This window comes from Bacillus sp. CH_48, assembly GCF_038008465.1.
GTDB lineage: Bacteria > Bacillota > Bacilli > Bacillales > Bacillaceae_G > Bacillus_A > Bacillus_A thuringiensis_S.
This window is the reverse complement of sequence record NZ_JBBOZF010000001.1, coordinates 4,981,247-5,007,191: the sequence shown is the minus strand read 5'-3', so window position 1 is coordinate 5,007,191 and position 25,945 is coordinate 4,981,247. Positions and strand designations below refer to the sequence as shown.

Genomic DNA, 25,945 nt, shown 5'->3' with positions numbered 1-25,945 from the left:
GTATGACTTCAATTAAAGTGCACTGTTTAGTGAGTTGTTTTTGTGAAATTATAAAAAGGCGTAGCGACATTGATTTTCGTCCATTTTATTTTGGACTATGGGATGGAGATTTTGATATAACAGAAGGCGGAATTATTTCATATCACTCTGAAAACATTAACCATGATCATTATTTACTTTGGTTTGAAAAATTGTACGGTATTAAAGTAAACGAATGGTATGATCATGCAAAAGATAAAGATAGCAATGTAGAAATGTTTTTAGAATTAGTAGAAAACAAGCCGGAAAATCGTTATATCATTGTAATGGTTGATATGTCTTTATTGCCAGAGAGGGAAAATAAATTTCATCAAAAACCGTTTCCGCATTATTTAATGATATCAAAAACAGAGAAAGAAGAAGAGTGGTTCATGCTGGATCCTGATTTTCGTTGGGAAGGGAGTATGGAAAGAGAAAAAGTACTTCACTCTGTTCAAGATAACCCATTTGGTGGAGGGTATTTCATTGATATAGAAAGAATTGGGGAGCCAACGCAAGAAACAGTAGCTAGTTATTTCACAGAAACATTCAAAAAGAACGACAATGAACTGACTATGGAACTAAAAAATGTAATTGTAAAAATGGCAAATGAGGAAGAAGGGTATACGCTTTCTGGACTTGTAGCAGCAGTAAAACAAATACCAGTACTTGCAATTCGTAAATATAGTTATGAGCATGCCTTTGCATACTTCCGTGAAACGTTGCAATATTCGGAGCAAGAATTTGATTATTGGTGTGATCGGGTAGAGGATATTGTACAAGGATTTACAAATGTACAGTATCGTGCAATTAAAATGGCAATGACGAATAATAAAGGTATGCTAGTATCGATTATTGAAAAACTGGATGAAATGAATGCAATTGAACTGCAAATTAAGAAGGAATTAGAGAGACAGTTTCTATCATGGAAAGGTATGAAAACAAATCAGTCTGTCGTAACTCTTTAATAAGCTAACTGAATTTAAGATAGGGGAGTTTAATGCTATGAAATATTCGCTATGTACCATTTCATTTCGTCATCAATTAATTTCATTTACTGATATTGTTCAATTTGCATATGAAAACGGTTTTGAAGGAATTGAATTATGGGGGACGCATGCACAAAATTTGTACATGCAAGAACGTGAAACGACAGAACGAGAATTGAATTTTCTAAAGGATAAAAACTTAGAAATTACGATGATAAGTGATTACTTAGATATATCATTATCAGCAGATTTTGAAAAAACGATAGAGAAAAGTGAACAACTTGTAGTACTAGCTAATTGGTTTAATACGAATAAAATTCGCACGTTTGCTGGGCAAAAAGGGAGCGAGGACTTCTCGGAACAAGAGAGAAAAGAGTATGTGAAGCGAATACATAAGATTTGTGATGTGTTTGCTCAGCACAATATGTATGTGCTGTTAGAAACACATCCCAATACACTAACGGACACATTGCCTGCTACTATAGAACTATTAGAAGAAGTAAATCATCCGAATTTAAAAATAAATCTTGATTTTCTTCATATATGGGAGTCTGGCGCAGATCCAATAGACAGTTTCCATCAATTAAAGCCGTGGACATTACATTACCATTTTAAGAATATATCTTCAGCGAATTATTTGCATGTGTTTGAACCTAATAATGTATATGCTGCAGCAGGAAGTCGTATTGGTATGGTTCCGTTATTTGAAGGTATTGTAAATTATGATGAGATTATTCAGGAAGTGAGGGATACGAATCTTTTTGCTTCTTTAGAATGGTTTGGACATAACTCAAAGGAGATATTAAAAGAAGAAATGAAAGTATTAATAAATAGAAATTTAGAAGTAGTAACTTCATAATGTGAAATGATGTGAGAGTCTCGTTTAGAGGCTCTTTTTTTATCGTGAAATAATAACCAAAAATTTCCATGTATTTTAATTTGAATTTTACACAATTTATATATAAATAAGGAGGTGATTGGTAATGGCTAGAAATCGTAATTCTAATCAATTAGCATCACATGGAGCACAAGCGGCTTTAGATCAAATGAAGTATGAAATTGCACAAGAGTTCGGTGTACAACTGGGAGCTGATACTTCTTCACGTGCAAACGGTTCTGTAGGCGGTGAAATCACAAAACGCCTAGTAGCGATGGCAGAACAACAGCTTGGTGGCGGATATACTCGCTAAATGTAGAAGGTTATAGGAGAAAGGAAGGATTCTTCCTTTCTTTTTTTTTCAATTAATTGGTATGGATATATAGCGAACAGAATTCAAAGAATAGAAGTAATACTATATTTTACCCAATTTCTTTTGTTGTGAATGGGAAGTATTAAAGATGTAATAGCCCTGGTGGAATGAAAATTATGTTCCAGCAGGGCTATTATATGGTAAGAAATATATGATGAAAGGTTCCGAAATCAACATGTTAAAAAAAGAAAACTGTTGTTTAATTGCGCTTGCATCAGTTCCACTTGTCATGACATTAGGGAATTCAATGCTTATTCCAATCTTGCCGACAATTGAAAAGAAATTACATATTTCATCGTTTCAAGTATCCATGATTATTACAATTTACTCTATCGTAGCCATTTTACTTATACCGATTGCTGGTTATTTATCAGATAGATGGGGACGAAAGATGGTAATGGTTCCGAGTTTGCTGATTGCGGCTATAGGAGGAGCGATAACTGGCTGGGTATCTTGGAAAGTTGATAATCCCTACATTTGGATACTAATGGGTAGAGCGATTCAAGGTATTGGTGCTGCTGGTGCAATGCCGGTTGTTATACCGTGTGTTGGTGATTTATACAAAGATGAAAAACAAGTTAGTACAGGTTTGGGAATCATTGAGACATCCAATACATTTGGAAAAGTGCTGAGCCCTATTTTAGGATCTGCTCTTGCTGCCATTGTATGGTTCTTACCATTTTGGGCGATTCCAGTTTTATGTGTCGTATCAATTGTTTTATTGCTGGTATTAGTAAAGGCAAAAGAACAAGAAGGGGAAGTACCACCACTAAAAGAGTTTATTCAATCTATTATCTCTACGTTTCGAGAAAAGGGAAGATGGTTAATTGCCATTTTTGCATTAGGTGCAATTATTATGCTTATTTTATTCGGAATTCTCTTTTATTTGTCGACTATACTGGAATCAAAGTATGACATTCATGGTATATGGAAAGGGTGTGTGCTTGCTATCCCGTTACTTGTACTGTCACTTAGTTCATATATGGCCGGTAAAAAAATTGGAGATAATCAAAATGTTATGAAGAAGTGTATTTATATTGGTTTTTTAATGGCAGCTGCATCAGTCATCATTCCTTTATTTATAAAAGGGATTTATTTACTACTTCTTTGTCTTGTTATTATGGGGATAGGAATTGGTATGGCACTCCCATGTTTAGATGCCCTCATTACACAAGGAATTGAAAAGGAGCAAAGGGGAACGGTTACGTCATTTTATAGTTCAATGCGATTTATCGGTGTAGCAGCTGGACCACCTTTATATTCTTTTTTTATGAAAGGGGCGGACCATGAAGTGTTTTATTTGACAAGTATTTTTGCTGCCATTGGTGCTGTTATAGCAATCATTTGGATTAAACCAGCAAAAGATGAAAAGACGGTAAAACAGAAACCGGAACCTACTTCATAATTTATAAGAGAATTGCATGATGTTTTCAGTAACATGCAATTCTCTTACGTTCATTAAGAATAAATAACTTGTTTTAACATATAAAGCGCGACACCCCATATGATGAGACCAGAAAATTTATTTAATAATAAGATTGCCTTTCCGGTTGAGTCTAGTCTTTTTAGAAATTTCCCCGCTAAAGCTAAGCTTATAAACCAAATCCAAGAAACGATAATAGTTGCAAGTGTGAAAGCCCATTTTTCACTTCCTATGTATTGAATAGAATTTGTTCCAATTACACCGATTGTGTCTAAAATTGCATGTGGATTTAATAATGAGACTGATGCTGCGAAAAGGATTTGCTTTTTTAAGGGCATACTTTTTTCTTGTTTTACATCGTTGGAAGGGTTACTTCTCCAAATAACAAAGCCCATATATAGGAGAAAGAAAAATCCAATTATATATAACGAGTTAGTTAGCCAAGAAAAAGTAAGGAGTACAAGGGAGACACCTTGCACCGCAATCAATATGAGTAACGTATCACATATAGAGGCAGTTAATACTACAGGGGCTGCCCTCCAAATGTTTGGTTGGCTCGCACCTTGGTTAAAGACAAAAACATTTTGTACACCTAATGGAATGATAAGTCCAAATGCAAGAATGATACCATGAATAATTGCTTCACTCATCATATTACCTCCTATTTTAATTCATTATGATAGTGTATATTGTATAGAAGAAATGAAAATTTGTATCCATCCATATGGTTGGGGAGGTTACCAACCAAAAAGAATATAAGGTGATATGATGGAAAGATTCGTTTGGAAACCGAATATGTCTCTAGCGACGCCGCTGTATAAACAAATAGAAACGTATATAAAAGAAAGGATCGTTAATGGAGAATGGACCGTTGGAACAAAATTACCTTCACAAAGAGATTTGGCCCATACATTTGGTGTGAATCGAAGCACAATTGTAATGGCTTTCGATGAACTAGTTGCGAAGGGATATATTGAAGGGAATGGCAGGAAAGGAACAATTGTTGTAAATAATAATGAGAATGCTTCAACTTACGCACCTCCGCCTAATTGGCAGTCTTATGTAGAAACAGGAGTTCATTATCCGAATCTCCCAGCTATTCAAGAGATTAATCAAGCTGAATTTTATCCACATGTAATTCGGTTAGGAACAGGTGAGCTCGCGCCGAGTCTCTTACCTGAGACAAAGATGAAAGAAATTATGAATAAGCTTTTAAAGTCAAATGTGACGCTTGGGTATGAAGAGCCGAAAGGAAATCTTTATTTAAGGGAAAAGATTTCCGAATACTTAAAGGGGCATGGTGTATATGTATCTCCTGACTCTATATTAATTGTTTCGGGAGCAATTCAAGCGCTGCAACTTATTTCTATGGGGCTTCTTTCGAAAGGGGCATCAATCTTATTAGAGAAACCATCCTATTTATATTCACTTAATGTTTTTCAATCAGCAGGAATACGTTTAATTGGAATCCCAATGGATGAGAGTGGCTTACATCCATCATTTATTGAGAAATATAAGAAGCAATTTAATGCCTCTATTTTATATACAATTCCGTCTTTTCATAATCCGACGAATTTTAGTATGGATACTAAGAGGCGAAAAGAAATAATGGAAGTATGTAATGAAATTGGATTACCTATTATAGAGGACGCAGTGTATCAAGACTTATGGTTTGATGCACCTTGTTCAAAACCTTTAAAAGCCTATGATAAAAATGGAATCGTATTACATATTGGAAGCATGTCCAAAGTAATTAGTCCAGGTTTAAGAATTGGATGGATTGTTGGACCCGAGCCAGTAATTCAAAGATTGTCAGACATAAAAATGCAAACAGATTATGGTTCAAGCTCTATATCCCAGCAAATTGCAGCAGAGTGGTTTACAAATGGTCTATATGATGAGCATTTACGATTTGTAAGAAGTGAATTGAAAAAACGAAGAGATTTTATGTTACTAATGTTAGATAAATATCTTCGTGAAATAGCAACTTGGCATGAACCAACAGGTGGGTTTTATATATGGGTACATATAAAAGTACCCATTTCATATCGTAGTTTATTTGATAAAGCTCTGCGAGAAAAGGTTTTATTAAACCCAGGTACTTTGTATGATAGAAGTGCAAATCAATTTTTGCGCCTATCATATTCATATGCAACGTTAGAAGAAATTGAAATAGGTATAAAAAAACTTGCACAACTAATGAAAAAGTAAGAGGAGAAAGTCATGAAACAATATGTAATTTGCCAAATGATTGGTGGACATAAATACTTAGCTGCTTATGCGGAGACGAAGCAAGAGGCGATTGAAAAAGCAGAACTGTTAGGATTAAGAACGGGAAATCGTTACATAGTTATTACTGCAGAAGAAGCCGAAGGGTTAACGTATCCTTAAACAATGTACGAGATTATATAGGAAGTAAATAAGCCTAGTAATATAAGAAATTACTAGGCTTATTTACTATTAGGTTGTTAAACGTTCTCGTATTTATATGCAAAGTAATAATATTATGAGTCAAGTTGACGGAAAAATCGATTTGTCTTTCGGTCTTGATTCCCTTTTCTATATTCATCAATATATTGCCTAAAGTTCCAAGCTTGTAAAAATTTATTAGCAGAGTTATAACCAGAATTGTAAAGCCATTCTTTTTCTTCCTTTGTCAGTTCAAAATTAGTACTTGTAATCGTTCCTGTTGGAATTGTAATGGTTCTTGCTTTTGATTCCTTATCTAAATGACGTAAATCATGGGCTTGCATCATTGTTTTAAATAATCCTTTGAACATGGAAATAGGCTCGTTATAGCGAGCAGGGTCAGCTTGAATTTCATCCTTTACAAAATGAAATCCGAAAGTCGGCCAGCGAGGAGCGGTAGGTGAATCGAAGATCCAAATTGGATAATTACTTAGAATTCCTCCATCAACCATATAACAAGGCTGCTTCCATTTTGGAGTTCTCCATTTTACGGGTTCAAAGAAGAAGGGGATTGTACTACTCATTCTTACCGCTTTAGCAATAGAGAAGCGATAATTTAAAAATCCGTAGTTTGGTAAGTCGTCAGGAAAGACAACCATTTTACCATTACTAATATCAGAGGCGATGATTTTGAGTTTGTTTAGATCTGGTAAATCAGTAAATAAATGAACACCTTTTTTTCGAAGTAATTCTTCAATCCATTCTTCTATAAATACATTAGAGTATATACCTAGAGTAGTCCATGCACTTAGTCCCTTACCGATAAAAGGAATTCTATCAATAAAAGTTCTTTTCATAAATTTATTATAATCAATATCAGTTATAATCGTTTTTAACTCTGAACAAGAATATCCTGCCGCTAGGAGCGCTGCAATAATCGAACCAGCCGATGTACCAGCTACACGTTCCCATTCATAACCTTTTTCGGCTAACGCGCAAATTGCCCCAACATGCGCAATACCGCGCACACCGCCTCCTTCAAAAACACCATCAATCTTCATTAAACATACTTCCTTTCGAATAAAAGATTTGGAAATTGCAAAAAAGCACGTATTGTACGTGCTTTTTTGCAATAGTTTTTAAGTTTACTAGCAGCCTACAAAGCCGCCCCAACAACTAGCTCCGATGATGATTAGAAGGATAAATAAAACGATTAATAAAGCGAAACCTCCGTAACCACAACCGCCGCCACCACCGTATCCGTAACCACAGCAACTATATCCGTAACCCATGTGGAATTCCTCCTTATATTTAAAAATGAACGAGGGGAAAATGTACTGGAAGAACTAAAGAATTATCGTGTTTGTAGGAACAATGTATAGTATGCTTATTTAAACTTGTTCGCGTACGAAGGATAAGCCCGTTTTTTGGAGGCTTGTTGATTTTGTAAAGAATGAAGTATAATCTTTGTACTAAGATACAAATAAGTATGTAAATGTAAGGAGAATTTATGAATAAAAAAATTGAAGTATTAATTGATAAATATGAACTAACACACTTGAAAGAGGAACTTATTAATACTATATTTCCTTGTATAAAAGTTGTGCCAAAGCAGCAGGAAACTGTTGCGATAGGTAGTTCGAAAATGGGGGGATTTCCAGATTTACCAGCTTTATTTGAATATCCAAAGCATAAAGGAAATCCACTACAATTTATCGCGCAATTTAACTTAAGTGATTTACAAAATGTTGGTATGGATCACAATCTTCCTAAAACGGGGATGCTGTATTTCTTTTGCATTGAAAATTATTTTGAAGAAAATGTGAACCTAACAGAAGCTGGGCATGTACTTTATTATGATATTCCTGTAGAGCAATTACGAAGAGAAAATCAAATACAAGCGAAATATAACCAGTGTGCAATTACTTTTGAACTGACATACAAATTACCAGAACTTTTCATTGAAGATGAGGCTGATTCAGATCATTTCTTGCAATTACTTGAAGAGCTAATTCCGGATAACTACGATAACCATCAAATGTTTGGTGAGCCATTCTCTGTACAAGAAGAAGTGTTATATGAGACAGGAGAATATATGGGAGTAGACCCGCAGCAAATGACTCTTTTATTCCAAATTGATTCAGATCATAAAAATTGTAATATGGTTTGGGGAGAACTAGGAATGCTATATTTCTGCATTAGTAATGAAGATTTGAAAAATCGACGTTTTGAAAATACATGCTGCGTATTACAAACTTGCTAATGAAAAAAGGTTGTTCTTTTTAAAAGAACAACCTTTTTATGTGAATTAGTTAATATGCATAATCTCATATGACCTATACGAAAAAGTATTGTATACTCTGAAACTATACGATACTTTTTCGTATAGTTATAGAATATAAGGAGTGACAAGATGGGAAAGACAAGTAAGTATGTGACAGCTGCCGCACTTTGTTCAACTATAGTAATGGGAGGCTTACAAGCGTCATCTGTATCTTATGCAGCTACAAATCCGACTACAGTGACAGCACAATCAGATGTAAAGTTATTAGATGATTTCAGAAAAGAATTAAAAAAACAGATTGATAATCGAGAAGAAAATATTACAATCACATATAAAACAAAAGATAGAAATGCTAGAAATATTATGGATCAATTGTATGGTGAGTTTAATAAAATTGTAGATGCTGATGAGTATGTAAAATATAATGTAGCGTCTACTAGATATTCTATTAAAGGAATGCCAGGGGACTATACGTTTACACTGCAAGTAAAATACCGTGAATCAAAAGAACAAACTCAATATGTAAAAGCTCAGGCGAAAGCAATTGTTGGATCAATTGTAAAACCAGGGATGGATGAGCATGAGAAAGTAAAAGCTATTCACGATTACGTTGTTAAGCATGTGTCTTATGATACGTCTTATCAAGCGTATACGGCATATGAAGCATTAGCGAATCGTTCTGCCGTTTGCCAAGGATATACACTATTAACGTATGAGTTGTTAAAAGAGGCAGGTATTCAAAATCATATTGTAACAGGCACAGGAAACGGACAAGCTCACGCGTGGAATTTAGTAAACATTGAAAACAAATGGTATCACCTAGATACTACATTTGATGATCCAGTACCAGATAAAGCAGGGCGTGTAACTTACTCATATTTTAATATGTCTGACGAACAGTTAAGTAAAGATCACGACTGGGATCGTAGTAAATATCCAGCAGCAACTACAAGTTATTTTGGTGAATTAACAAATAAAATAAAAGCTGGTAGCTCAAAAACTGTCGTATATGAGCAAATGTTAAAAGAAACAAATTTACAATACTTATCTGCGGAATACGGAGCAGAAAATTATAATGAATTTAAGAAAAAGTTACAGCAACAGTTTGCAGCCAAACCAGAAAAAGTAGAAGTACGATATAAGCAGTCCATGGATGGAGCGATGCAAGATATAAAGAAAGTATTAAATGAAATAAATTGGCCAAAAGGTGCAAAGCGTGTGTCTTATCAAGTAGCACCATATAGTGCAATGGCCGGTTATTCATTAGCGACAATTACATTTACGTATTAAGTAATGAGAAAGAGCATCTGTAAAAGATGCTCTTTTTATATTTGTTGTTTAATTTAAAAAATTGTTAATTATGTGATAAAATAAAAAGGAGAAGATGTGAATGCTGAATGAACTTGTTCGAAAGTAATATATTTACATTGATATATACTTGTTTAGTAATCAGACTTATCATTTTGTTTTTCATATCATTTACTTTGTTTATTAGAAGAGTATTACAAAGCAGCGCTGCAAAGAAACACTATGTAATTAATATGAACCAGAAGCTAGATCGAATTATTGAGTTGCTTGAAAAAGATAAGAAATAGTGATAGAAGTATGAAAAGGGGAAAGAGAATGGCCAACTATATAAAAGAATTACGTGAAAAAGTAGGGCATGATTATGTTTTCTTAAATTTTGCCGGTGGTTGTGTATTTAATAAAGAGGGAGAAGTATTATTGCAAAAAAGAGGAGACTTTAACGCTTGGGGATTTCCAGGTGGCGCAATGGAGATAGGAGAATCGGCTGCGGAAACTGCGATTCGAGAAATAAAAGAAGAAACCGGGTATGATGTAGAAATAAATGAGCTTATTGGAGTGTATACAAAATATTTTCAATCATATCCAAATGGAGATAAGGCACAGTCAATTGTGATGTGTTTTTCATGCTCAATAGTTGGAGGCGACAAAAAAGTAGATGGTGATGAAACGTTAGATTTGAAGTTTTTCCCGTTAGACGACATGCCACCGTTATTTTGTAAACAACATGAAGATTGCTTGCAAGATTTATTGGAGAAAAGAGTAGGGGTATATCGCTAACATAAAAAAAGAAGCTAAAAGATTAGCTTCTTTTTTTATGTTCTATTTCCACCAATCATCAAACATTGACGCTGGTACTTGTCTTTTATGCTCACTTACTGTGTAACGTTTTTCAATTTTCTCTGCAACGTCAGCTGGAACTGCTTTACCTTCTAAATAATCATCTAATTGATCATAAGTAATACCTAACTCTGTTTCATCAGCTTGACCCGGTTTTTCATCTAATAAATCAGCTGTTGGCATTTTTAAGTACAGTCGCTCGTCTGCACCTAACTCTTGTAATAATGCACGTCCCTGGCGCTTCGTTAATCCCGTTAATGGTAATAAATCTGCACCACCATCTCCGAATTTTGTAAAGAACCCTGTTACAGCTTCTGCAGCGTGATCTGTTCCGATAACAAGTAGCCCTTTTTGTCCACCAATTGCATATTGTGTAACCATACGGATACGAGCTTTCACGTTACCTTTATTGAAATCAGTTAATGATTCACCTAATAAGTTCTCGTATTGATTTGAAAAAGCATCAACGGTTGAAGCGATATCAAATGCAGTTGATTGATCAGCTTGAATAAATTGTAACGCTAATTGTGCGTCATCTTCATCCTTTTGTACTTTATAAGGAAGACGTACAGCGATAAACGTTGCGTTACCACCTTCGTTACGAATTTCTTCAACTGCAAGTTGTGCTAAGCGTCCTGCTAATGTAGAGTCTTGGCCGCCGCTAATCCCAAGTACAAATCCTTTTGCACCTGTTTTTTTTACATAATCTTTTAAGAAATCAACTCGTTTACGAATTTCAACTTTTGGATCAATTACAGGCTGAACATGTAATGCTTTCATAATCTGTTCTTGTAATGTCATTATATTTTCCTCCTATTCATATTAAAGCGGTAAAAAAATTATGTATTATATTGGTACATACTTCTATCCTTTATTATTTCGCAAAACTAACGAATATACAATAGGATGTGTGTATGAATATGAATGTAGTCATTATAAATAAAGTACTACGCATAATCAATTTTTTTAAACCTTTCAAAACTGTAAGGTTTTTGTCATTTGAATCGATGGAAGGTATTTCCGTACTTTACTAATATAAAAACATAGTTAGTAGAAAGAAGGGCGGAGAAGTAATATGAACATTAGAGAACTCGCATATCGGAATGTAACGCGAAATAGACGGACATACTCAGCCTATTTTTTAAGTAGTGCATTTGCAATTATGGCCTTTTTTGTGTATTCATTTTTTGCGTTTCATCCGGCATTAAGTGCAGGAGAATTGGGGCAGTACGTATTCGTAAGTATGTCTTTTGCACAGTCTATTATTTACTTATTTACATTCTTCTTTATTTTATATTCGATGGGAATGTTTTTAAAAACGAGAAAGCGTGAGCTAGGAATTTTAATGATGCTAGGTATGACGAAATATCAATTAAAGCGTCTTATCTTTTTTGAAAATATTATGATTGGAATAGGGGCAATTATTTTTGGTATTCTTTCAGGTATGTTATTTTCAGGGGTATTAATATTTGCCGCCCCGATGATATTAAAACTAGATATCTCCTTATCCTATTACATACCGATGAAAGCAATTGTTGTAACGAGTATTATGTTTTTCATATTATTTATGATCATATCATTGTTTAGTGCAGGAATGATTCGTAAAAATAAAATTATGAAGTTGTTTAGAGGATCAGCAGAGGCAAAACCGGAACCGAAAGCATCAATCATTTCTTCAATATTAGCAGTAGTGTTGCTTAGTGCTGGCTATGTAGGAGCTCTTCTATCGCATGGCGCAATGGTATTTATTATGATGATTCCTGTTACAACGGTAGTTACTATTGGGACGTATTTGTTGTACAAGCAGCTGAGTGTCTTTATTATTCGATTATGTAAAAAAAGTAAACGTTTCTATTGGACACAGACTAATATTATTACGTTATCAGATTTAGCGTATCGCATGAGAGATAACGCAAGAATGTTCTTTATTGTAACCATTATTTCTACTGTAGCATTTTCAGCAATAGGGACATTAGTTGGCTTCGCATCCATGACGAAAGGGATAATGGAGAGACCAATTGCGTTTCATTACCATTCTAAGCAAGGGAATAGTAACGAATCACAACATATACAAATGATTGACAAAGGATTAAAGAAACATAATATAGCAGCTTCAAAAACTAATATTTCGACAAAGAAAACGGAGGAACAGTCGTTAAGAAGCGCCACTTTTATAAAAGAATCAGACTATAAGGAATATGCAAAGTTAACAGGAGAACCATTTAATACTGTAGCAAATAAAGAGGTTGTATTTTTGTCAGCTAATATACCAGGGCCGGCGATGAAAGAAAGAAAAGAAATTACTTTACCCAATATGAATGAACATTTAAAGGTGAAAAAAGTTACTTCATCTTCATTGGGGAAAATATTAAGAGGAAATGTTTATGTAATCTCTAATAATCAATATGATTCATTACAAGATGGATTTATAGAGACAAAAGATTATATGTATAAAACTGAAAGAATGAAAGATGAGATTGAAATTGGTAAAGAGCTTACGCATCAAATTAAACCGCATCAAGAACATTCAACGTTTAGTGCGGAAGAGTACGAACAAAACCAAAGTTTACAAATTGCAGGACCGATTTTATTTGTAGGTTTCTTTATTGGTATAGTATTTTTCGTTTGCGCAGGAAGTTTCCTTTACTTCCGTTTATTCTCCGATTTGGAGGATGATGTTCGCTTGTTCGAAATGATTCGAAAAGTTGGATTGACGAGTGGGGAATTATCGAAGGTAGTTACAATTCGATTGGCGCTTTTATTCTTCGTTCCAATTGGTGTTGCAACATTACATGGGGCAGTAGCCTTAACGGCGTTAGGGCAAATGTTTGAGTACTCATTGTTTAAAGAAAATACAGTTGTATTAAGTATTTTCATAGGTATTCAAGTTGTATACTTCTTACTTATAAGATCCCGTTATGTAAAACAATTGAAAGAGAGATTACGTATGCATTAAATGTGTTTTTTTAACTCGAGTACAAAATTTTCTAAAAAGAGGCAAGTATTGTCAAAAAGTGATAAAATGGAAAAAGCGAGGTGGAAAAATTAATAGAGAGTAAGGGGGGAGAACTATGAAAGCAACAGGAGTTATTCGAAAAGTAGACGAATTAGGACGAATTGTTATCCCTAAAGAATTACGCGATGTATTGGGAATACAAATCAAATCACCGCTTGAAATTTTTGTAGAAGCAGATAAAATCATTTTGCAAAAATATCAACCTTATAATGCTTGCCAAATCACAGGTGATGTTTCAGAACAGAACATATCATTAGCAAATGGAAATATTACTGTTGGGATAGAGGGAGCGGAATATTTAGTAAAAGAAATAGAAAAGTTTTTAAACAAGAGTGAGGTTTAGTCTTAATTTATATTATTTTTCAAATTACATATCATTTTTTTAAAAGACTGTAAGAGGACCATTAATTGGTCCTCTTATTTTGGTTATTAGTTGAACGACACGGGCTGTTACTTCCTACAAATCATAGGGGAAATAAAAAAGTAGTATAGAGTTAGTTAATGATGTTGAGAAATATTTGAAAAGAAGGAAAACAAAAAGAATAAAACGAATGTTACATTTACAAGTATTCAAAAGTGGTCTGAAATGAAAATAATACATTTTCAGGAGGGATTACGATGAGTAGTACAGTGAATAAGCAAAAAGGTATACAATTGATTCCGTTTACCGTAAATAAGGTGGTAGAGCAAGTAAATGAAATTCCACCAGGTGTACAACTGATTCACGCTCCACAAGTATGGGAAAAGAGTGTGAAGGGGCAAGATGTAGTCGTTGCCGTATTAGATACAGGGTGTGATACCAATCATATAGATTTAAAGGATCGTATTATCGGCGGAAGAAATTTCACAAAAGATTATGAAGCTGATCCAAATGTGTATCTTGATAATAACGGACATGGTACTCATGTAGCGGGCACGATTGCCGCGACTGAAAATGGTGTCGGTGTATTAGGAGTTGCACCACTTGCTAAAATGTTAGTATTAAAAGTTTTAGCGGGAGATGGTTCTGGAAGTTATGAGCAAATTATTGAGGCAATTCATTATGCTGTAAATTGGAGAGGGCCGAATCAAGAGAAAGTGAGAATTATTTCAATGTCACTTGGTGGTCCGCAAGATGTTCCAGAATTACATGAAGCAATTCAAAATGCGGTAAATCAGGATGTTCTCGTTGTATGTGCTGCTGGAAATAATGGAGATTGCGATGATGAAACAGAGGAATTAGATTTCCCAGGTGCTTATTCTGAGGTAATTGAAGTTGGTGCTGTTAATTTAGAGCGGAAGATTACATGTTTTAGTAATTCAAATCAAGAAATTGATCTAGTAGCGCCAGGTGATGAAATATTATCTACGTATCCAGATGGGAAATATGCTGTGTTAAGTGGAACTTCCATGGCGACGCCGCATGTTGCTGGAGCGCTCGCCTTGCTCATTAAACAGTGTGAGAAAGAATATGGTCGAAAGTTATCGGAGCCGGAAATATATGCACAACTCATTAAAAGAACTGTACCTTTAGGGTACGAACGTACATCTGAAGGAAATGGATTAATAGATTTATTAAAAGAATAGCCATATTAAAAAACATCTCATATTCATATGAGATGTTTTTTAATATGGCTCTGTCGCATGTAATACAACTTGTAACAAACCTGGGAATCTAGCATTTAAATCTTCTTCACGAATTGAAATGAAACGTTGTGTTCCTTCAAGGCGCGTGTACATAACACCTGACTCACGTAAAACTTTGAAATGGTGAGATAAAGTTGATTTCGCAATAGGAATGTTTAAAGCGCCACAAGATTGTTCGTTTTTCTCTAGTAACATATTTACAATTTGTAAACGAATTTGATCGCTAAGTGCATATAAGACAGAAGAAAATTGAATTTCTTCTCGATTTGGATGATAGAGTGTACGCATATTTCACCTGCTTGTATAAGTTGAGATATTTGCACTATAACATATAAAGTGGTATATTTCTATTGTTCGAATATATTCGAATAATAGAAATATAGGGGGAGAAAAAATGAAGTATACAAAATTGCAAAAGGCAGGATTAAATATTTCAAAGTTGGGTTTAGGTACAAATGCAGTAGGGGGACATAATTTATATGCTGATGTGAATGAAGAAGAAGGAAAGCAATTAGTAGAAGAAGCTATTCAGCAAGGGATTACATTTTTTGATACAGCAGATTCATATGGTGTCGGTAGATCTGAGGAAATGGTAGGAGAAGTATTAAAGGGAAAACGCCATAAGCTTATACTTGCTACAAAAGGTGGAATTCAACCGTTATTAAATGGAGAAACTTATATTAACAATGAACCAAGTTATTTAAGAAATGCTGTGGAGAATAGCTTAAGAAGGTTACAGACTGATTATATTGATTTATATTATTTGCATTTTACAAATTCTGAAACAAGTTACATAGATTCAATCGGAGAGCTTACTCGTTTAAAAGAAGAAGGGAAAATTCGTTCAATTGGAATATCGAACGTAAACATAGAACAATTAAAAGAAGCGAACCAACATGGTCATATAGATGTTGTACAATCTCCGTACAATATGTTAGAACGTACGGCTGAGGAAGAACTGTTGCCGTATTGTATAGAAGCGGGTATTTCATTTATTCCATATGGGCCTCTTGCTTTTGGAATATTAGGCGGAAAATATACAGAAGATTTTAAATTGAACGAAGTCGATTGGCGCCAAAATGTAAATCTATTTGAAGAAAATACATATAAGAGTAATTTTAAGAAAGTGGAAAAGTTAAAAGGGCTAGCTAAAGAAAATGATATTGAAGTGTCTCATTTAGCGTTAGCATGGTTATTAAATAAAGAAGGAATTGATACAGTTATACCTGGTGGAAAGCGGGCAGAGCAAATAAGAGAAAGTGTGAAAGCGGTAGACGTTGCATTGAATAAAAGAGTCATGAAAGAAATCCAATCTATTTTAGAAGATTAGTGAAACAGAGGGATAGTACCCTCTGTTTATATAAGTGGAAATAAAAAATCTATCTTAAAGCGTTATAAACAATTACTTACAGATTCAAAGGTTTCACTTTCCTATTTTGCCTACTTTATTTTTCAAACCGGAAATTTTGCTGCATTTTCATTCTTTGGTGTATGGCTTTTCGTTCAATTTGGGTTACAGGTTCATGAAGTAGGTACGGCTATGCTTGTACTAGGATTAGGAAATTTAGCTGGTAATATTTTGGGCCCTAGACTCGTAAATAAAATTGGTTACAATTTTTCTTTCTATGGTGGAATTGTATTTACAGCAGTGTTATATGTAATACTCCCTTATTTAAAGAGTATTATATTTGTTGAATTATTTTTCTTTGTTTTATTTTTTGTGACAGGAATTTTGTTTGTATTAATGATGGGACACTTACAAAACATGTCTACTATAGCAAGAGGAACAGGTGCTGCTCTTGCAAATGCCTCGATGTACATTGGCCAAATGATTGGTGCGGCAATAGCAGGAATGTTATTTGCAACATCTCATAATTTTATATTAGTAGGTAGCTTTACTGCGTTATTATATGTTTTAGCTTTATTTCTGTTTAGAAAAAGTGAAAACATTAATAAAGATAATGAAAAAGGAATTGCATCATAAAGTTTTAGTAAATCAAAAAGCACTTTTTTGGTTAAGTCTAAAAGGTACTTTTCTTTTTGATTGCATAGTTGCTGCATTTTCATTATGTATACCTGCATCTTTAATAATTCGTTGTTCAGCTATATTATTGAAAAAGAATTGTAATAAAATTATGGGGAAATAAAAAATCCCTATGGTGATAGGGATTTATATATCGGCATATAGCTCCTCGGAAAAGGATATACCTAGTTTAACATATAGAAGTACTTATATTTGTGAAATAGATGTGAAAGTAATGTGAAAAATATTGTAACAAAAAGCACTGTTTTAGCTAATGTAACTAAAACAGTGCTTTTCTTTTTGATTGAACAGTTGCTGCATTTTCATCATGTATACCTGCATCTTTAATAATTCGTTGTTTTGCTTTATTTAATAGATGGTTCACTGCTTCACCAAAATAGTTAGCTTCGCTTTTTGTGCGGGCTTCTCGTAAACATTTATAGTTTTCTAGCAGTTCCTCTTTTTCGGAGTTTGTTAAGAAATCTTCTATTTTCTTTTTTGTCATACGAAACACCCTTTCTCCTGACAAACGACGCAATAGAAAATATTTATTTCTCATTATAACAATAATTTTAAAAGAAAGTATACACTAACGTCGCAATAATTTGTCAATTTCTTGAATCTTCTCATCAGCTTTCCCAATTTGCGTATTTTTAGCCTGTTCGCCACCAAGAGCTTGATGTAGTAAGAAAGTTTGACCGGAAATAGCAGTTACAATGGATACTTTTATAATTTCTTTTATTGCGGTGACATCGAATAAAACGAGTCCGAGAAGTGCGGCTAGGCTACCCGTAAAAATATCAGTTAAAAATCCAAAATGAAAAAATGTTTTCAAACGGCGTGGAAGCAATAACTTACCTTGGTTATTGATTAGATGGGAAACGAAGCCAGTAATGCCACCAACGAGAACAGCGGTTAGCCATTGATACATTTCCATCGAATCCACTCCTTTTAGTGAATAAGATTCGATTATTTTATATTGATTCCTTTTAATATTTCATATAAGCATATTGAGAAAGTTTGTTTGGGTATATTTTGTATTCAATTTAATTATAACGGAAAATTCAGATATATTTCAGTCTATTATATGAATCATTTTTACAATAATATGAATGCAGAAAGGGGTGCGTGATATGAATATAGATTATCGAATAAGAAGTGTAGATGGTTATACAAAAAAAATAGGGGAATTAGTAAGCATGCTTGAGCATACGAGAGCTGTAACATTAGGCGAAGTAAGAAATTTATCAGTTGAGCAATTAGATTTAATTATGCAGAGTAGCGGGAATTCAATTGGTGCCTTATTAAAACATATAGCAGCTATTGAAAAAGTTCATCAGCTTATTTCATTTCAAGATCGTGACTTTACAAAAGAAGAATTAGAAATATGGGAAGATGCACTGTATTTAGGGGAAGCGGATAGAGCGATCCGTGGTCATGAAATACAGTATTATGTACAACTTCTACAAAGTGTTCGAGAAGAATCTCTGAAGTATTTAAGTGAACAAGGTGATAAGTGGCTCATGTCAGAAAGAAAGTGGCCTAACGGTGTAGTATATAACCAGCACTATCTTTGGTTTCATGTGCTAGAAGATGAAATTAGTCACCGAGGACAAATTAGAATGCTCAAAAACAAGTTATTTGAAAATTACGTTAAATGATGTGGCTTTTTATAGGAGAATTCCATATAATGAGAGTAATTAAAATAAGAACGGGGTGATGTGTTATGGCGAAAATAACTTATATGAATAATAAACCAAATACAAAGGTGGATGGAAAGGGCGAAACGATATAAGTGAGCGCACTATCCTTCCACTTAGCTAAAACTAGGGAGGATATCAATTTGAATCAAAATATTTTAGAATCGTATGGCTGGGATTCTTTTTTTGAGGAACAAGCTGTAGAGAAATTTGAAGTAGGTCGTATTTTACTTGAGCATAAGCATATATATCGCATTATTTGTAACGATGGTGAATATATGGCAGAACTGTCTGGGAAGTTTCGGCATGAAGCAGTAACGAAGGGAGATTATCCAGCTGTTGGTGATTGGGTGTATATAAAGAAAATAGAGAATGAAAAGAAAGCTATCATTCATAGTATTTTTCCGAGAAGAAGCTCTTTTTCTAGACAAGAGGCTGGTACTCGAACGGAAGAACAAGTAATAGCAGCGAATGTAGATTATCTATTTTTAGTGAATGCACTTAACCATGATTTTAATGTAAGAAGAATGGAACGTTATTTACTTTTAGCGTATGAAAGCGGTGCAATGCCTGTAATTGTTTTAACAAAGAGTAGTTTATGTGAGGACATGGAACAGAAAATTGTTGAAACGGAAGCTGTGGCAATTGGTGTTCCAATCTTCGTCGTTGATAGTTTAGAGCATACTGGTATTGAATCGTTGCAGCAATTTGTTTCTTCAGGGAAAACAATTGCTTTAGTCGGATCATCCGGTGTTGGGAAATCCACTTTGTTAAATGCACTTATAGGAATTGAAGTAGCAAAAACGGGAGATATTCGTGAGGAAGATAGTAAAGGAAGACATACGACAACTCATCGTGAATTGTTCCGATTATCGAGTGGTAGTTTAGTTATTGATACTCCCGGCATGAGGGAATTGCAACTTTGGGAAGGAAGCGAAGCGATTCAAACAACATTCTCTGATATTGAAAAACTCGCGACAACATGCCGTTTTCGTGATTGTAAGCATGAGAATGAACCAGGATGCGCGGTGCATAGTGCAATTGATAACGGACTTATTACGATAGATCGTTTGAAAAGCTATAAAAAATTACAAAGAGAACTGGCGTATTTTATGAGAAAACAAGATGCAATCCTTGCCAGAGCAGAGCGTGATAAGTGGAAAAAGCTTTCTAAACAACATAAAAAAATGTAAAAACCAAAGGGTGCCCTTTGGTTTTTTCTATTTGTAAATTTTATAATAATATTATTTATATATATAGACAAAGAGAAATTAATTGTTTAAACTTTACAAAGTATTCATCATAATAGGTTATGAAAATAATAATTAGGGATTGGGAAATATTAATAATTAACTCAATTTAACTTTTAAATTTGAAAATTAGGAGGTTCATAATGGGTAAACTATTAAATTTGTTTCGTGATATGAAAGTAGCAAAAAAGCTATTAATTTCATTCTTTGTAATTTTAATTGCGGCTGTGTCTATTATCGGAGGCATGTCTTATCAAACAGCCAAAAAGAATTTTGAATCACAAATTAAGAGTAGTGCCAACGACAATATAAAAATACTGGATAATTTAATCAATCAAATGATTGATGCAAAATTTAATGATGTGAATAATTTTGCACGGGTGATTCAGGGGAATATGTATCAAGGAGATAATCAGGATGAATTAAGAAAAATATTATCTCAATATATAAATTTAAATAAAGATGTTGAACAAGTATATGTTGCCGGAAATGATAAAAAATTTGTGCAAGAACCAAATATACAAATGGCAGCAGATTATGATCCAACAGCACGACCTTGGTATAAAGATGCAGTGGCAAAACAAGGTGGTATTGTTGTTACTGAGCCGTATAAGGCAAAAGGAAATGGACATATTGTCGTAACAATCGCAAAACAAACAGAAGATAAAAATGGGGTTGTTGCGCTAGATTTAAGTTTAGATAATTTATTAAAAACATCAAAGTTAATTAATATTGGTAAAAAAGGATATGCCTTCATTTTAGATGGAAAGCAAAAAATAATTGCTCATCCACAAGAAAAATCAGGAGAAAAAGCGGCTGATTCTTGGGCAAAGAAAATTTATGAAGATAATCACGGTGCTTTTTCATATTCTTATGGTGGTAGTGAAAAGAATATGGTATTTGCTACAAATGTAAAAACAGGTTGGAAAATTGGTGGGACTATGTACTCAAGTGAAGTAATTGAAGCTGCTCAACCTGTATTTTATAATATGTTAATTGTTATGCTTATCTCATTAGTAATAGGTGGAGCACTTATTTATTTTGTAACACTTTCAATTACGAAGCCTTTAAAGAGATTAGTTGTTACCTCTAAAGAAATAAGTGAAGGGGATTTAACGCAAACAATTGAAATTCATTCTAATGATGAAATCGGCCAACTTGCTAAAGGCTTTAATGAGATGACGAATTCGTTACGGACGTTAATCGGAAGAATTAACGATTCAGCTGGGCATGTTGCAGCGGCATCAGAAGAGCTAACTGCAAGTGTAAGGCAAGCAAGTGAAGCGACTGAGCAAATCACAATCGCAATGGATGAAATATCAAGTGGGGCAACGACGCAAACAACAAGCGTAGAAAATGGTGCTATGTTGCTATTTGATGTAACGGAAGGAATTCAGCATGTAGCAAATAGTTCATCATCTATTAATACGGCTTCCGCACATACTCGTGAAAAAGCAGAAGATGGTGGGAAACTAGTAGGAAGAACAGTAAACCAGATGCAGTCTATTGCAGAATCTGTGTCACAATCAGATACAGTTATACAATTACTAAATAATAAATCAAAACAAATTGGTGATATTTTAGAAGTAATTCAAAATATTGCAGATCAAACAAACCTTCTAGCTCTAAATGCGGCGATTGAAGCTGCAAGAGCCGGTGAGCATGGAAGAGGTTTTGCGATTGTTGCAGATGAAGTACGTAAATTGGCAGAGCAGTCTAGCGTATCTTCTAGTGAAATTAGTAAATTAATATGTGAAATACAAGATGATATGGGTAAGACAGTCAAATCTATGAATCATGTAAATGAGGAAGTTCAATCTGGACTTGTTATCGCAAATGAAACGAAGCAAAACTTTGCTGAAATTTTACAATCTACAAATGAAATAGCTAATCAAATTAAGACGATGGTTGAAACGGCTAATGGAATGTCAAAAGGGGCAAATGAAGTATCTATTTCGGTAGGACAAATTGCAATGACAGCACAAAATAATGCAACAAGCACACAAAATGTTGCGGCTTCAGCTGAAGAACAGCTAGCTTCGATGGAGGAAATTGGATCCGCAGCGGGCACGTTATCTCAAATGGCTGAAGAGTTACAAGGACTAATTGACAGATTTAAAGTTTAACAGAGAACAGGCTGTCCCTAAAATAGAAGTATGTATTGGGAGAGTCTGTTTTATTATGTAAATTTAAATGTGGGATGTAGAGTCCTCTTATGACGTTTAAAATGGTATTTTGCATAATATTTGTCGAAAAATAGAGGTATTTGTTAGCTTTGTGTATAATTGTTAACCTATAGAATACAAATAAAAGGAGAGTATTATGGGAGTGTACTGGGGGACAAAAAGACATTCTTGGCTTAGTTACGTTTCATTTTGGCTAAGTATTTCATTTTTTATTGTTTTTCTAATTGAAGTGTTTATATTAAAAACACTTTCGAATAGCTCGGTGCAAATTGTTAAATATTTTTATTTTATACTTGTACCAGTAAATATTTTTCTTAGTTTAAAGTTACTATTTAAGAAGAATGAAAAGAAAGCGTTACCTATTTTTAGTTTCATTGTCTCATTATTATTCGCAATTTTAATAATCGTATTAGTTTTAGCAGCTATAGGGAAGTTCTTTTAAGGGGAGTGGTATAAGTCACTCTCCTTTTTTATTTGTGTTAGTCTTACTATATGTAAAAGTGTGAATGCTGTAAGCTAATAAAAGCGGACAGTAGAGAATATTTGCATTGATTAAAGTCTGATGTTATTTGAACTTGTAAGAGAGTATGGAGTAATGAGGTAATATACATAATAATGGAGATAGAATTAGTTGTTTTATAAGTATGTATGAAGCAAATGAATAAGGTAAGAACGGTGATATATGGTACAATAGCTATGGATAGTGATAGAGATAAAGGGTATATAAAATACTCATCGTTTTTAGTAAGAGAGGGGTTATCTTATGCTATACGAGGATTTGGAGACATTATTTCAAACAGCTCCGAAAGAAGATAGAGGCGGATGGAAATATATAATCCAAGAACAAAATGATACATATAAAATTGTTGATGAAATTCTGAAAAATCAAATGAGTGTCGAATTGTATTTTAATGAATACGATGAGGTGAAAATCACTTTATATAAAGATGGAATTCCCATTACGACTATGCAAAGAATTGTGATTTCAAAAGTTGAATTAGACGAAGATGAAGAGGGTATTCAATTTGTTTTAGAGCGCATGCCTAGTCGAATGATTCGGTTGCAATTAAAGCCATATTTAGCATTAGAAATGGGGCCGTACTGGGAAGTATGTGATGATTGTGAATGAACATAAAAAAGCATCCAATAACATGGATGCTTTTTTATGTTTTTTGAAGTTGTTTAAATGCAATGATTGGAAGTATAACAATACTTACCCATCCGATGATAGGATATAGAATGTGAAGTAAGTCACTGTAACCGATGTAACTAAAGCAATAACTAATTAGTAAAATAAAGAAAATAATATTGTTATTTTTCCACCCAGTAATAGATTGCATCTGTTTTGTCATTCCGAACACATTACCAACTAAAGTTGTGAAAACTTCACCGAAAATAATGAGAACGAAGAAGAAGTGAAAAGTTGCATTAAATCTTCTTATGACTTCAGCCATTGGGATGTTATATTGATAAAATTGATCGACTGATAAGATTGCTAAATGGCTGCATAATAAAATTAAAGAAAGTCCAGCACCACCTAAAATCCCACCCCAAAAAATGGCTTTTCGATCCTTAACTTCACTGGCTAATGGGACGAGAACACTTTGGGCGAGAGAAAGATTTAAGGCGACATATGTAATAGGGCTAGTAATCCATTTCATATTCCAACTCTCTGCAGGAATAGTGTTATTAATGGAAGGTGTACCGTGAAAAAAGGTTGTAATAGCAAGTCCGATAATAAAAATCATCATAATAGGTACGACAAGTGTATTTACTTCAAAAACACCTTGTAATCCGCGGCTACTTATAATGAGACAAGCGATAACTGTAATGAGAATACCGAGTTGTCTTGGTAAGCGAAGTTGCTCTTCAAATACTGCACCAGCCCCTGATAACATAACGCTCGTTACGCCGAATAAAACGAGTAATAATAATGTGTTTACAACATTCCCAAATACATCCCCAAATAAATATTTGTTAAATTCTTGCGCTGAAAATGCCCCAATTTGCGATGAAAGTAACATCATCTTTGTGCCGAGCCAAATAAAAAAAAATCCACTTACACATATGCCAATTGTCCCATATAATCCATTCACTGTGAAAAATTCAACAATTTCTCGTCCAGTAGCAAATCCAGCTCCAACGACAGTTCCGATATAAGTAGCAGCTACTTTCTTTGCTACTTGCCATTGTTGATTGTCCATGTTATCCCTCTTTCTACTATGATGAGCTTGATGTACTATTATGCATATGTATGAGCTTGGACAATTAGACGTATGAAGTGTTTGAAAAAATACATGAATTAAATGATATTAGGGAAGTATTAAAGGTGTTAAAACTTTGTTACATATAAGCCGATTGTTCGAAAGGAAAGGGAATGTATGGTAAAATGTAATTAGGTTATTAAAAGATAAACATTACAAAATGATAAGAGGAGTGGGTTGTATGAGTACGAAAACAAATGTTGTTGAAGTATTAAACAAGCAGGTAGCAAACTGGAATGTGTTATATGTGAAACTACATAATTATCACTGGTATGTGACAGGGCCACACTTCTTTACATTACATGAGAAATTTGAAGAGTTTTATAATGAAGCTGGAACGTATATTGATGAGTTAGCAGAACGTATTTTAGCTTTAGAAGGTAAACCATTAGCGACAATGAAAGAATATCTCGCAACATCTAGTGTCAGCGAAGGGACAAGCAAAGAATCTGCAGAAGAAATGGTGCAAACATTAGTGAATGATTATTCTGCACTTATTCAAGAATTAAAAGAAGGTATGGAAGTTGCGGGCGAAGCTGGCGATGAAACATCAGCTGACATGTTGTTAGCAATTCATACAACATTAGAACAACATGTATGGATGCTAAGTGCATTCTTAAAATAACGATAAATATATAGAAGCCCATTGAAAAATTATTTCAATGGGTTTTTTTATGATTTTTCAGTTTTCTTTTATGCTATAATATAGTAAAAAGGAGGCGATGCGATGTTTCGCTTTTTCAGAACTGGAAAAGAAGAGCGGGAAATTACGAAAGATGAATTAGAACAAGCGATGGCTCAGTTTTTAGAAACGAATGCTAATATTGTTTATACAGTATTAGTAAATGACGATTATACAGTGAATTATGATTTGTTAAAACCGTATTTACCTGCATTTCCAACAAATGATTTTCTCATAACGAAGGAAACGCTTGAGGTATTTGAACATACAGCAGAAAATTTAAACCTAGTGAAAGAAATTGATGTCGTACAAAAAGCAGTAGATCAATACGTAACAGAAAAAGAAATGTTCCCAATTGTTGAAGGTAGCGAAGATCGCCTCATATGCGGAATGAAACTAGGACCTTACTTAAATCGTAGCTTAAAAAGAGACTTATATATTTCAGAAAAACATTATTTAGTTTCAAGTAAACCAGATAGAAAAAAACAAAAGAGCGGGTAGATGTAATGAAAACAACAATACATATATTGTTGTCTTTTTTTGTTTGTTAAAATATTGATTTTTCAGTCTATTTTCATTTATACTAAATGCATTGGACAGGGAAGAGTAACTATTAAGCATCATTCTGAGAATAAGATATTGTTAGCGTAGGTTATACAAAGTGGTATAAAGATTCGCAA

At 33.9% G+C, this 25,945-nt stretch carries 29 protein-coding genes and 1 pseudogene; 22 read left to right on the top strand and 8 right to left on the bottom strand.

What is annotated here, in order from left to right:
- Positions 1-2 precede the first annotated feature (2 nt).
- From N2V92_RS25245 to N2V92_RS25230, 4 genes are all read left to right on the top strand, one after another.
- The gene (locus N2V92_RS25245) at positions 3-986 is read left to right on the top strand and encodes a DUF6005 family protein (protein WP_000200701.1); all 984 of its coding nucleotides are present in this window, start codon (positions 3-5) and stop codon (positions 984-986) included.
- Between the two features lie 37 nt (positions 987-1,023).
- Positions 1,024-1,866, top strand: a complete 843-nt coding sequence (locus N2V92_RS25240) for a sugar phosphate isomerase/epimerase family protein (RefSeq protein ID WP_000877677.1) — start codon at positions 1,024-1,026, stop codon at positions 1,864-1,866.
- Between the two features lie 124 nt (positions 1,867-1,990).
- Positions 1,991-2,197 (top strand): alpha/beta-type small acid-soluble spore protein, encoded by a 207-nt coding sequence (locus N2V92_RS25235; protein WP_000113545.1) that lies wholly within the window; start codon positions 1,991-1,993, stop codon positions 2,195-2,197.
- Positions 2,198-2,432: 235 nt separating this feature from the next.
- A complete protein-coding gene (locus N2V92_RS25230; RefSeq protein WP_016077839.1) occupies positions 2,433-3,662 on the top strand; it encodes an MFS transporter in 1,230 nt (409 codons plus the stop codon).
- 53 nt (positions 3,663-3,715) lie between these two features.
- On the opposite strand, the gene N2V92_RS25225 is transcribed toward N2V92_RS25230, so the two are convergent.
- Positions 3,716-4,330, bottom strand: coding sequence for a LysE/ArgO family amino acid transporter (locus tag N2V92_RS25225; RefSeq protein ID WP_001287302.1), 615 nt, complete (start codon positions 4,328-4,330; stop codon positions 3,716-3,718).
- 118 nt (positions 4,331-4,448) lie between these two features.
- On the opposite strand from N2V92_RS25225, the gene N2V92_RS25220 reads away from it, so the two are divergent.
- On the top strand, positions 4,449-5,891 hold the full coding sequence (locus N2V92_RS25220) for an aminotransferase-like domain-containing protein (RefSeq protein ID WP_000439418.1): 1,443 nt from the start codon (positions 4,449-4,451) through the stop codon (positions 5,889-5,891).
- 12 nt (positions 5,892-5,903) lie between these two features.
- Positions 5,904-6,071 carry a DUF3933 family protein gene (locus N2V92_RS25215; protein ID WP_000816388.1) on the top strand — a complete coding sequence of 56 codons (168 nt, stop codon included), beginning with the start codon at positions 5,904-5,906 and terminating at the stop codon, positions 6,069-6,071.
- Positions 6,072-6,184: 113 nt separating this feature from the next.
- Here N2V92_RS25215 and N2V92_RS25210 read toward each other — a convergent pair whose 3' ends face one another.
- Together N2V92_RS25210 and N2V92_RS25205 are read right to left on the bottom strand one after the other, a co-directional pair.
- On the bottom strand, positions 6,185-7,150 hold the full coding sequence (locus N2V92_RS25210; RefSeq protein ID WP_000686798.1) for a patatin-like phospholipase family protein: 966 nt from the start codon (positions 7,148-7,150) through the stop codon (positions 6,185-6,187).
- Positions 7,151-7,237: 87 nt separating this feature from the next.
- Positions 7,238-7,381 carry a YjcZ family sporulation protein gene (locus N2V92_RS25205; RefSeq protein ID WP_000540420.1) on the bottom strand — a complete coding sequence of 48 codons (144 nt, stop codon included), beginning with the start codon at positions 7,379-7,381 and terminating at the stop codon, positions 7,238-7,240.
- Between the two features lie 218 nt (positions 7,382-7,599).
- Here N2V92_RS25205 and N2V92_RS25200 point away from each other — a divergent pair, with 218 nt between their 5' ends.
- The 4 genes from N2V92_RS25200 (at position 7,600) to N2V92_RS25185 (ending at position 10,458) form a co-directional block, all read left to right on the top strand.
- Entirely contained in the window at positions 7,600-8,352 is a 753-nt protein-coding gene (locus tag N2V92_RS25200) for a YwqG family protein (RefSeq protein WP_001034829.1), read from the top strand.
- Positions 8,353-8,502: 150 nt separating this feature from the next.
- Positions 8,503-9,663 carry a transglutaminase domain-containing protein gene (locus tag N2V92_RS25195; protein ID WP_000520849.1) on the top strand — a complete coding sequence of 387 codons (1,161 nt, stop codon included), beginning with the start codon at positions 8,503-8,505 and terminating at the stop codon, positions 9,661-9,663.
- 107 nt (positions 9,664-9,770) lie between these two features.
- Complete coding sequence (locus tag N2V92_RS25190; protein WP_042597862.1) at positions 9,771-9,968, top strand: DUF4083 domain-containing protein; 198 nt, start codon at positions 9,771-9,773, stop codon at positions 9,966-9,968.
- 28 nt (positions 9,969-9,996) lie between these two features.
- Positions 9,997-10,458, top strand: a complete 462-nt coding sequence (locus tag N2V92_RS25185; RefSeq protein ID WP_000024996.1) for an NUDIX hydrolase — start codon at positions 9,997-9,999, stop codon at positions 10,456-10,458.
- 42 nt (positions 10,459-10,500) lie between these two features.
- Here N2V92_RS25185 and nadE read toward each other — a convergent pair whose 3' ends face one another.
- On the bottom strand, positions 10,501-11,319 hold the full coding sequence (nadE, locus tag N2V92_RS25180; protein WP_000174897.1) for an ammonia-dependent NAD(+) synthetase: 819 nt from the start codon (positions 11,317-11,319) through the stop codon (positions 10,501-10,503).
- Positions 11,320-11,593: 274 nt separating this feature from the next.
- On the opposite strand from nadE, the gene N2V92_RS25175 reads away from it, so the two are divergent.
- The 3 genes from N2V92_RS25175 (at position 11,594) to N2V92_RS25165 (ending at position 15,100) form a co-directional block, all read left to right on the top strand.
- Positions 11,594-13,474, top strand: a complete 1,881-nt coding sequence (locus N2V92_RS25175) for an ABC transporter permease (protein ID WP_001025981.1) — start codon at positions 11,594-11,596, stop codon at positions 13,472-13,474.
- Between the two features lie 115 nt (positions 13,475-13,589).
- On the top strand, positions 13,590-13,877 hold the full coding sequence (locus tag N2V92_RS25170; protein WP_000648324.1) for an AbrB/MazE/SpoVT family DNA-binding domain-containing protein: 288 nt from the start codon (positions 13,590-13,592) through the stop codon (positions 13,875-13,877).
- Between the two features lie 275 nt (positions 13,878-14,152).
- On the top strand, positions 14,153-15,100 hold the full coding sequence (locus tag N2V92_RS25165; protein ID WP_000099758.1) for a serine protease: 948 nt from the start codon (positions 14,153-14,155) through the stop codon (positions 15,098-15,100).
- Between the two features lie 39 nt (positions 15,101-15,139).
- On the opposite strand, the gene N2V92_RS25160 is transcribed toward N2V92_RS25165, so the two are convergent.
- On the bottom strand, positions 15,140-15,448 hold the full coding sequence (locus tag N2V92_RS25160; RefSeq protein ID WP_001259903.1) for an ArsR/SmtB family transcription factor: 309 nt from the start codon (positions 15,446-15,448) through the stop codon (positions 15,140-15,142).
- A gap of 106 nt (positions 15,449-15,554) precedes the next feature.
- Between N2V92_RS25160 and N2V92_RS25155 the strand changes: the two genes are divergently transcribed.
- Positions 15,555-16,490 (top strand): aldo/keto reductase, encoded by a 936-nt coding sequence (locus N2V92_RS25155; RefSeq protein ID WP_000877950.1) that lies wholly within the window; start codon positions 15,555-15,557, stop codon positions 16,488-16,490.
- Between the two features lie 15 nt (positions 16,491-16,505).
- Positions 16,506-17,144 (top strand): annotated as a pseudogene (locus tag N2V92_RS25150) (MFS transporter); the annotation flags it as partial.
- A 319-nt stretch (positions 17,145-17,463) separates the two neighbouring features.
- Here the strand turns inward: N2V92_RS25150 and N2V92_RS25145 are convergent.
- Positions 17,464-17,688: a hypothetical protein gene (locus N2V92_RS25145; protein ID WP_000162602.1), complete on the bottom strand. Its 225-nt coding sequence runs from the start codon at positions 17,686-17,688 to the stop codon at positions 17,464-17,466.
- Positions 17,689-17,772: 84 nt separating this feature from the next.
- Positions 17,773-18,120: a DUF4257 domain-containing protein gene (locus N2V92_RS25140; RefSeq protein ID WP_000426317.1), complete on the bottom strand. Its 348-nt coding sequence runs from the start codon at positions 18,118-18,120 to the stop codon at positions 17,773-17,775.
- A gap of 196 nt (positions 18,121-18,316) precedes the next feature.
- On the opposite strand from N2V92_RS25140, the gene N2V92_RS25135 reads away from it, so the two are divergent.
- From N2V92_RS25135 to N2V92_RS25115, 5 genes are all read left to right on the top strand, one after another.
- A complete protein-coding gene (locus N2V92_RS25135; RefSeq protein WP_016077838.1) occupies positions 18,317-18,844 on the top strand; it encodes a DinB family protein in 528 nt (175 codons plus the stop codon).
- Between the two features lie 182 nt (positions 18,845-19,026).
- Positions 19,027-20,076, top strand: coding sequence for a ribosome small subunit-dependent GTPase A (gene rsgA, locus N2V92_RS25130; RefSeq protein WP_016077837.1), 1,050 nt, complete (start codon positions 19,027-19,029; stop codon positions 20,074-20,076).
- A 200-nt stretch (positions 20,077-20,276) separates the two neighbouring features.
- Positions 20,277-22,259 carry a HAMP domain-containing methyl-accepting chemotaxis protein gene (locus N2V92_RS25125; protein ID WP_016077836.1) on the top strand — a complete coding sequence of 661 codons (1,983 nt, stop codon included), beginning with the start codon at positions 20,277-20,279 and terminating at the stop codon, positions 22,257-22,259.
- A gap of 196 nt (positions 22,260-22,455) precedes the next feature.
- The gene (locus tag N2V92_RS25120; RefSeq protein ID WP_000539571.1) at positions 22,456-22,761 is read left to right on the top strand and encodes a hypothetical protein; all 306 of its coding nucleotides are present in this window, start codon (positions 22,456-22,458) and stop codon (positions 22,759-22,761) included.
- A gap of 321 nt (positions 22,762-23,082) precedes the next feature.
- The gene (locus N2V92_RS25115; RefSeq protein ID WP_016077835.1) at positions 23,083-23,448 is read left to right on the top strand and encodes a DUF3979 family protein; all 366 of its coding nucleotides are present in this window, start codon (positions 23,083-23,085) and stop codon (positions 23,446-23,448) included.
- A 34-nt stretch (positions 23,449-23,482) separates the two neighbouring features.
- Here the strand turns inward: N2V92_RS25115 and N2V92_RS25110 are convergent, their stop codons facing one another.
- Entirely contained in the window at positions 23,483-24,523 is a 1,041-nt protein-coding gene (locus tag N2V92_RS25110; protein ID WP_000370209.1) for a YkvI family membrane protein, read from the bottom strand.
- Positions 24,524-24,764: 241 nt separating this feature from the next.
- Between N2V92_RS25110 and N2V92_RS25105 the strand changes: the two genes are divergently transcribed.
- On the top strand, positions 24,765-25,208 hold the full coding sequence (locus N2V92_RS25105) for a Dps family protein (protein WP_000105199.1): 444 nt from the start codon (positions 24,765-24,767) through the stop codon (positions 25,206-25,208).
- Between the two features lie 102 nt (positions 25,209-25,310).
- Positions 25,311-25,766 (top strand): DUF3939 domain-containing protein, encoded by a 456-nt coding sequence (locus tag N2V92_RS25100; RefSeq protein WP_000488205.1) that lies wholly within the window; start codon positions 25,311-25,313, stop codon positions 25,764-25,766.
- Positions 25,767-25,945: the final 179 nt, after the last annotated feature.

Bases quoted from the DNA above. Each gene is read 5' to 3' on its own strand.
- N2V92_RS25245 (WP_000200701.1), top strand. From the start codon at position 3: ATGACTTCAATTAAAGTGCACTGTTTAGTGAGTTGTTTTTGTGAAATT.
- N2V92_RS25240 (WP_000877677.1), top strand. From the start codon at position 1,024: ATGAAATATTCGCTATGTACCATTTCATTTCGTCATCAATTAATTTCA.
- N2V92_RS25235 (WP_000113545.1), top strand. From the start codon at position 1,991: ATGGCTAGAAATCGTAATTCTAATCAATTAGCATCACATGGAGCACAA.
- N2V92_RS25230 (WP_016077839.1), top strand. From the start codon at position 2,433: ATGTTAAAAAAAGAAAACTGTTGTTTAATTGCGCTTGCATCAGTTCCA.
- N2V92_RS25225 (WP_001287302.1), bottom strand. From the start codon at position 4,330: ATGAGTGAAGCAATTATTCATGGTATCATTCTTGCATTTGGACTTATC.
- N2V92_RS25220 (WP_000439418.1), top strand. From the start codon at position 4,449: ATGGAAAGATTCGTTTGGAAACCGAATATGTCTCTAGCGACGCCGCTG.
- N2V92_RS25215 (WP_000816388.1), top strand. From the start codon at position 5,904: ATGAAACAATATGTAATTTGCCAAATGATTGGTGGACATAAATACTTA.
- N2V92_RS25210 (WP_000686798.1), bottom strand. From the start codon at position 7,150: ATGAAGATTGATGGTGTTTTTGAAGGAGGCGGTGTGCGCGGTATTGCG.
- N2V92_RS25205 (WP_000540420.1), bottom strand. From the start codon at position 7,381: ATGGGTTACGGATATAGTTGCTGTGGTTACGGATACGGTGGTGGCGGC.
- N2V92_RS25200 (WP_001034829.1), top strand. From the start codon at position 7,600: ATGAATAAAAAAATTGAAGTATTAATTGATAAATATGAACTAACACAC.
- N2V92_RS25195 (WP_000520849.1), top strand. From the start codon at position 8,503: ATGGGAAAGACAAGTAAGTATGTGACAGCTGCCGCACTTTGTTCAACT.
- N2V92_RS25190 (WP_042597862.1), top strand. From the start codon at position 9,771: ATGAACTTGTTCGAAAGTAATATATTTACATTGATATATACTTGTTTA.
- N2V92_RS25185 (WP_000024996.1), top strand. From the start codon at position 9,997: ATGGCCAACTATATAAAAGAATTACGTGAAAAAGTAGGGCATGATTAT.
- nadE (WP_000174897.1), bottom strand. From the start codon at position 11,319: ATGACATTACAAGAACAGATTATGAAAGCATTACATGTTCAGCCTGTA.
- N2V92_RS25175 (WP_001025981.1), top strand. From the start codon at position 11,594: ATGAACATTAGAGAACTCGCATATCGGAATGTAACGCGAAATAGACGG.
- N2V92_RS25170 (WP_000648324.1), top strand. From the start codon at position 13,590: ATGAAAGCAACAGGAGTTATTCGAAAAGTAGACGAATTAGGACGAATT.
- N2V92_RS25165 (WP_000099758.1), top strand. From the start codon at position 14,153: ATGAGTAGTACAGTGAATAAGCAAAAAGGTATACAATTGATTCCGTTT.
- N2V92_RS25160 (WP_001259903.1), bottom strand. From the start codon at position 15,448: ATGCGTACACTCTATCATCCAAATCGAGAAGAAATTCAATTTTCTTCT.
- N2V92_RS25155 (WP_000877950.1), top strand. From the start codon at position 15,555: ATGAAGTATACAAAATTGCAAAAGGCAGGATTAAATATTTCAAAGTTG.
- N2V92_RS25145 (WP_000162602.1), bottom strand. From the start codon at position 17,688: ATGACAAAAAAGAAAATAGAAGATTTCTTAACAAACTCCGAAAAAGAG.
- N2V92_RS25140 (WP_000426317.1), bottom strand. From the start codon at position 18,120: ATGGAAATGTATCAATGGCTAACCGCTGTTCTCGTTGGTGGCATTACT.
- N2V92_RS25135 (WP_016077838.1), top strand. From the start codon at position 18,317: ATGAATATAGATTATCGAATAAGAAGTGTAGATGGTTATACAAAAAAA.
- N2V92_RS25125 (WP_016077836.1), top strand. From the start codon at position 20,277: ATGGGTAAACTATTAAATTTGTTTCGTGATATGAAAGTAGCAAAAAAG.
- N2V92_RS25120 (WP_000539571.1), top strand. From the start codon at position 22,456: ATGGGAGTGTACTGGGGGACAAAAAGACATTCTTGGCTTAGTTACGTT.
- N2V92_RS25115 (WP_016077835.1), top strand. From the start codon at position 23,083: ATGCTATACGAGGATTTGGAGACATTATTTCAAACAGCTCCGAAAGAA.
- N2V92_RS25110 (WP_000370209.1), bottom strand. From the start codon at position 24,523: ATGGACAATCAACAATGGCAAGTAGCAAAGAAAGTAGCTGCTACTTAT.
- N2V92_RS25105 (WP_000105199.1), top strand. From the start codon at position 24,765: ATGAGTACGAAAACAAATGTTGTTGAAGTATTAAACAAGCAGGTAGCA.
- N2V92_RS25100 (WP_000488205.1), top strand. From the start codon at position 25,311: ATGTTTCGCTTTTTCAGAACTGGAAAAGAAGAGCGGGAAATTACGAAA.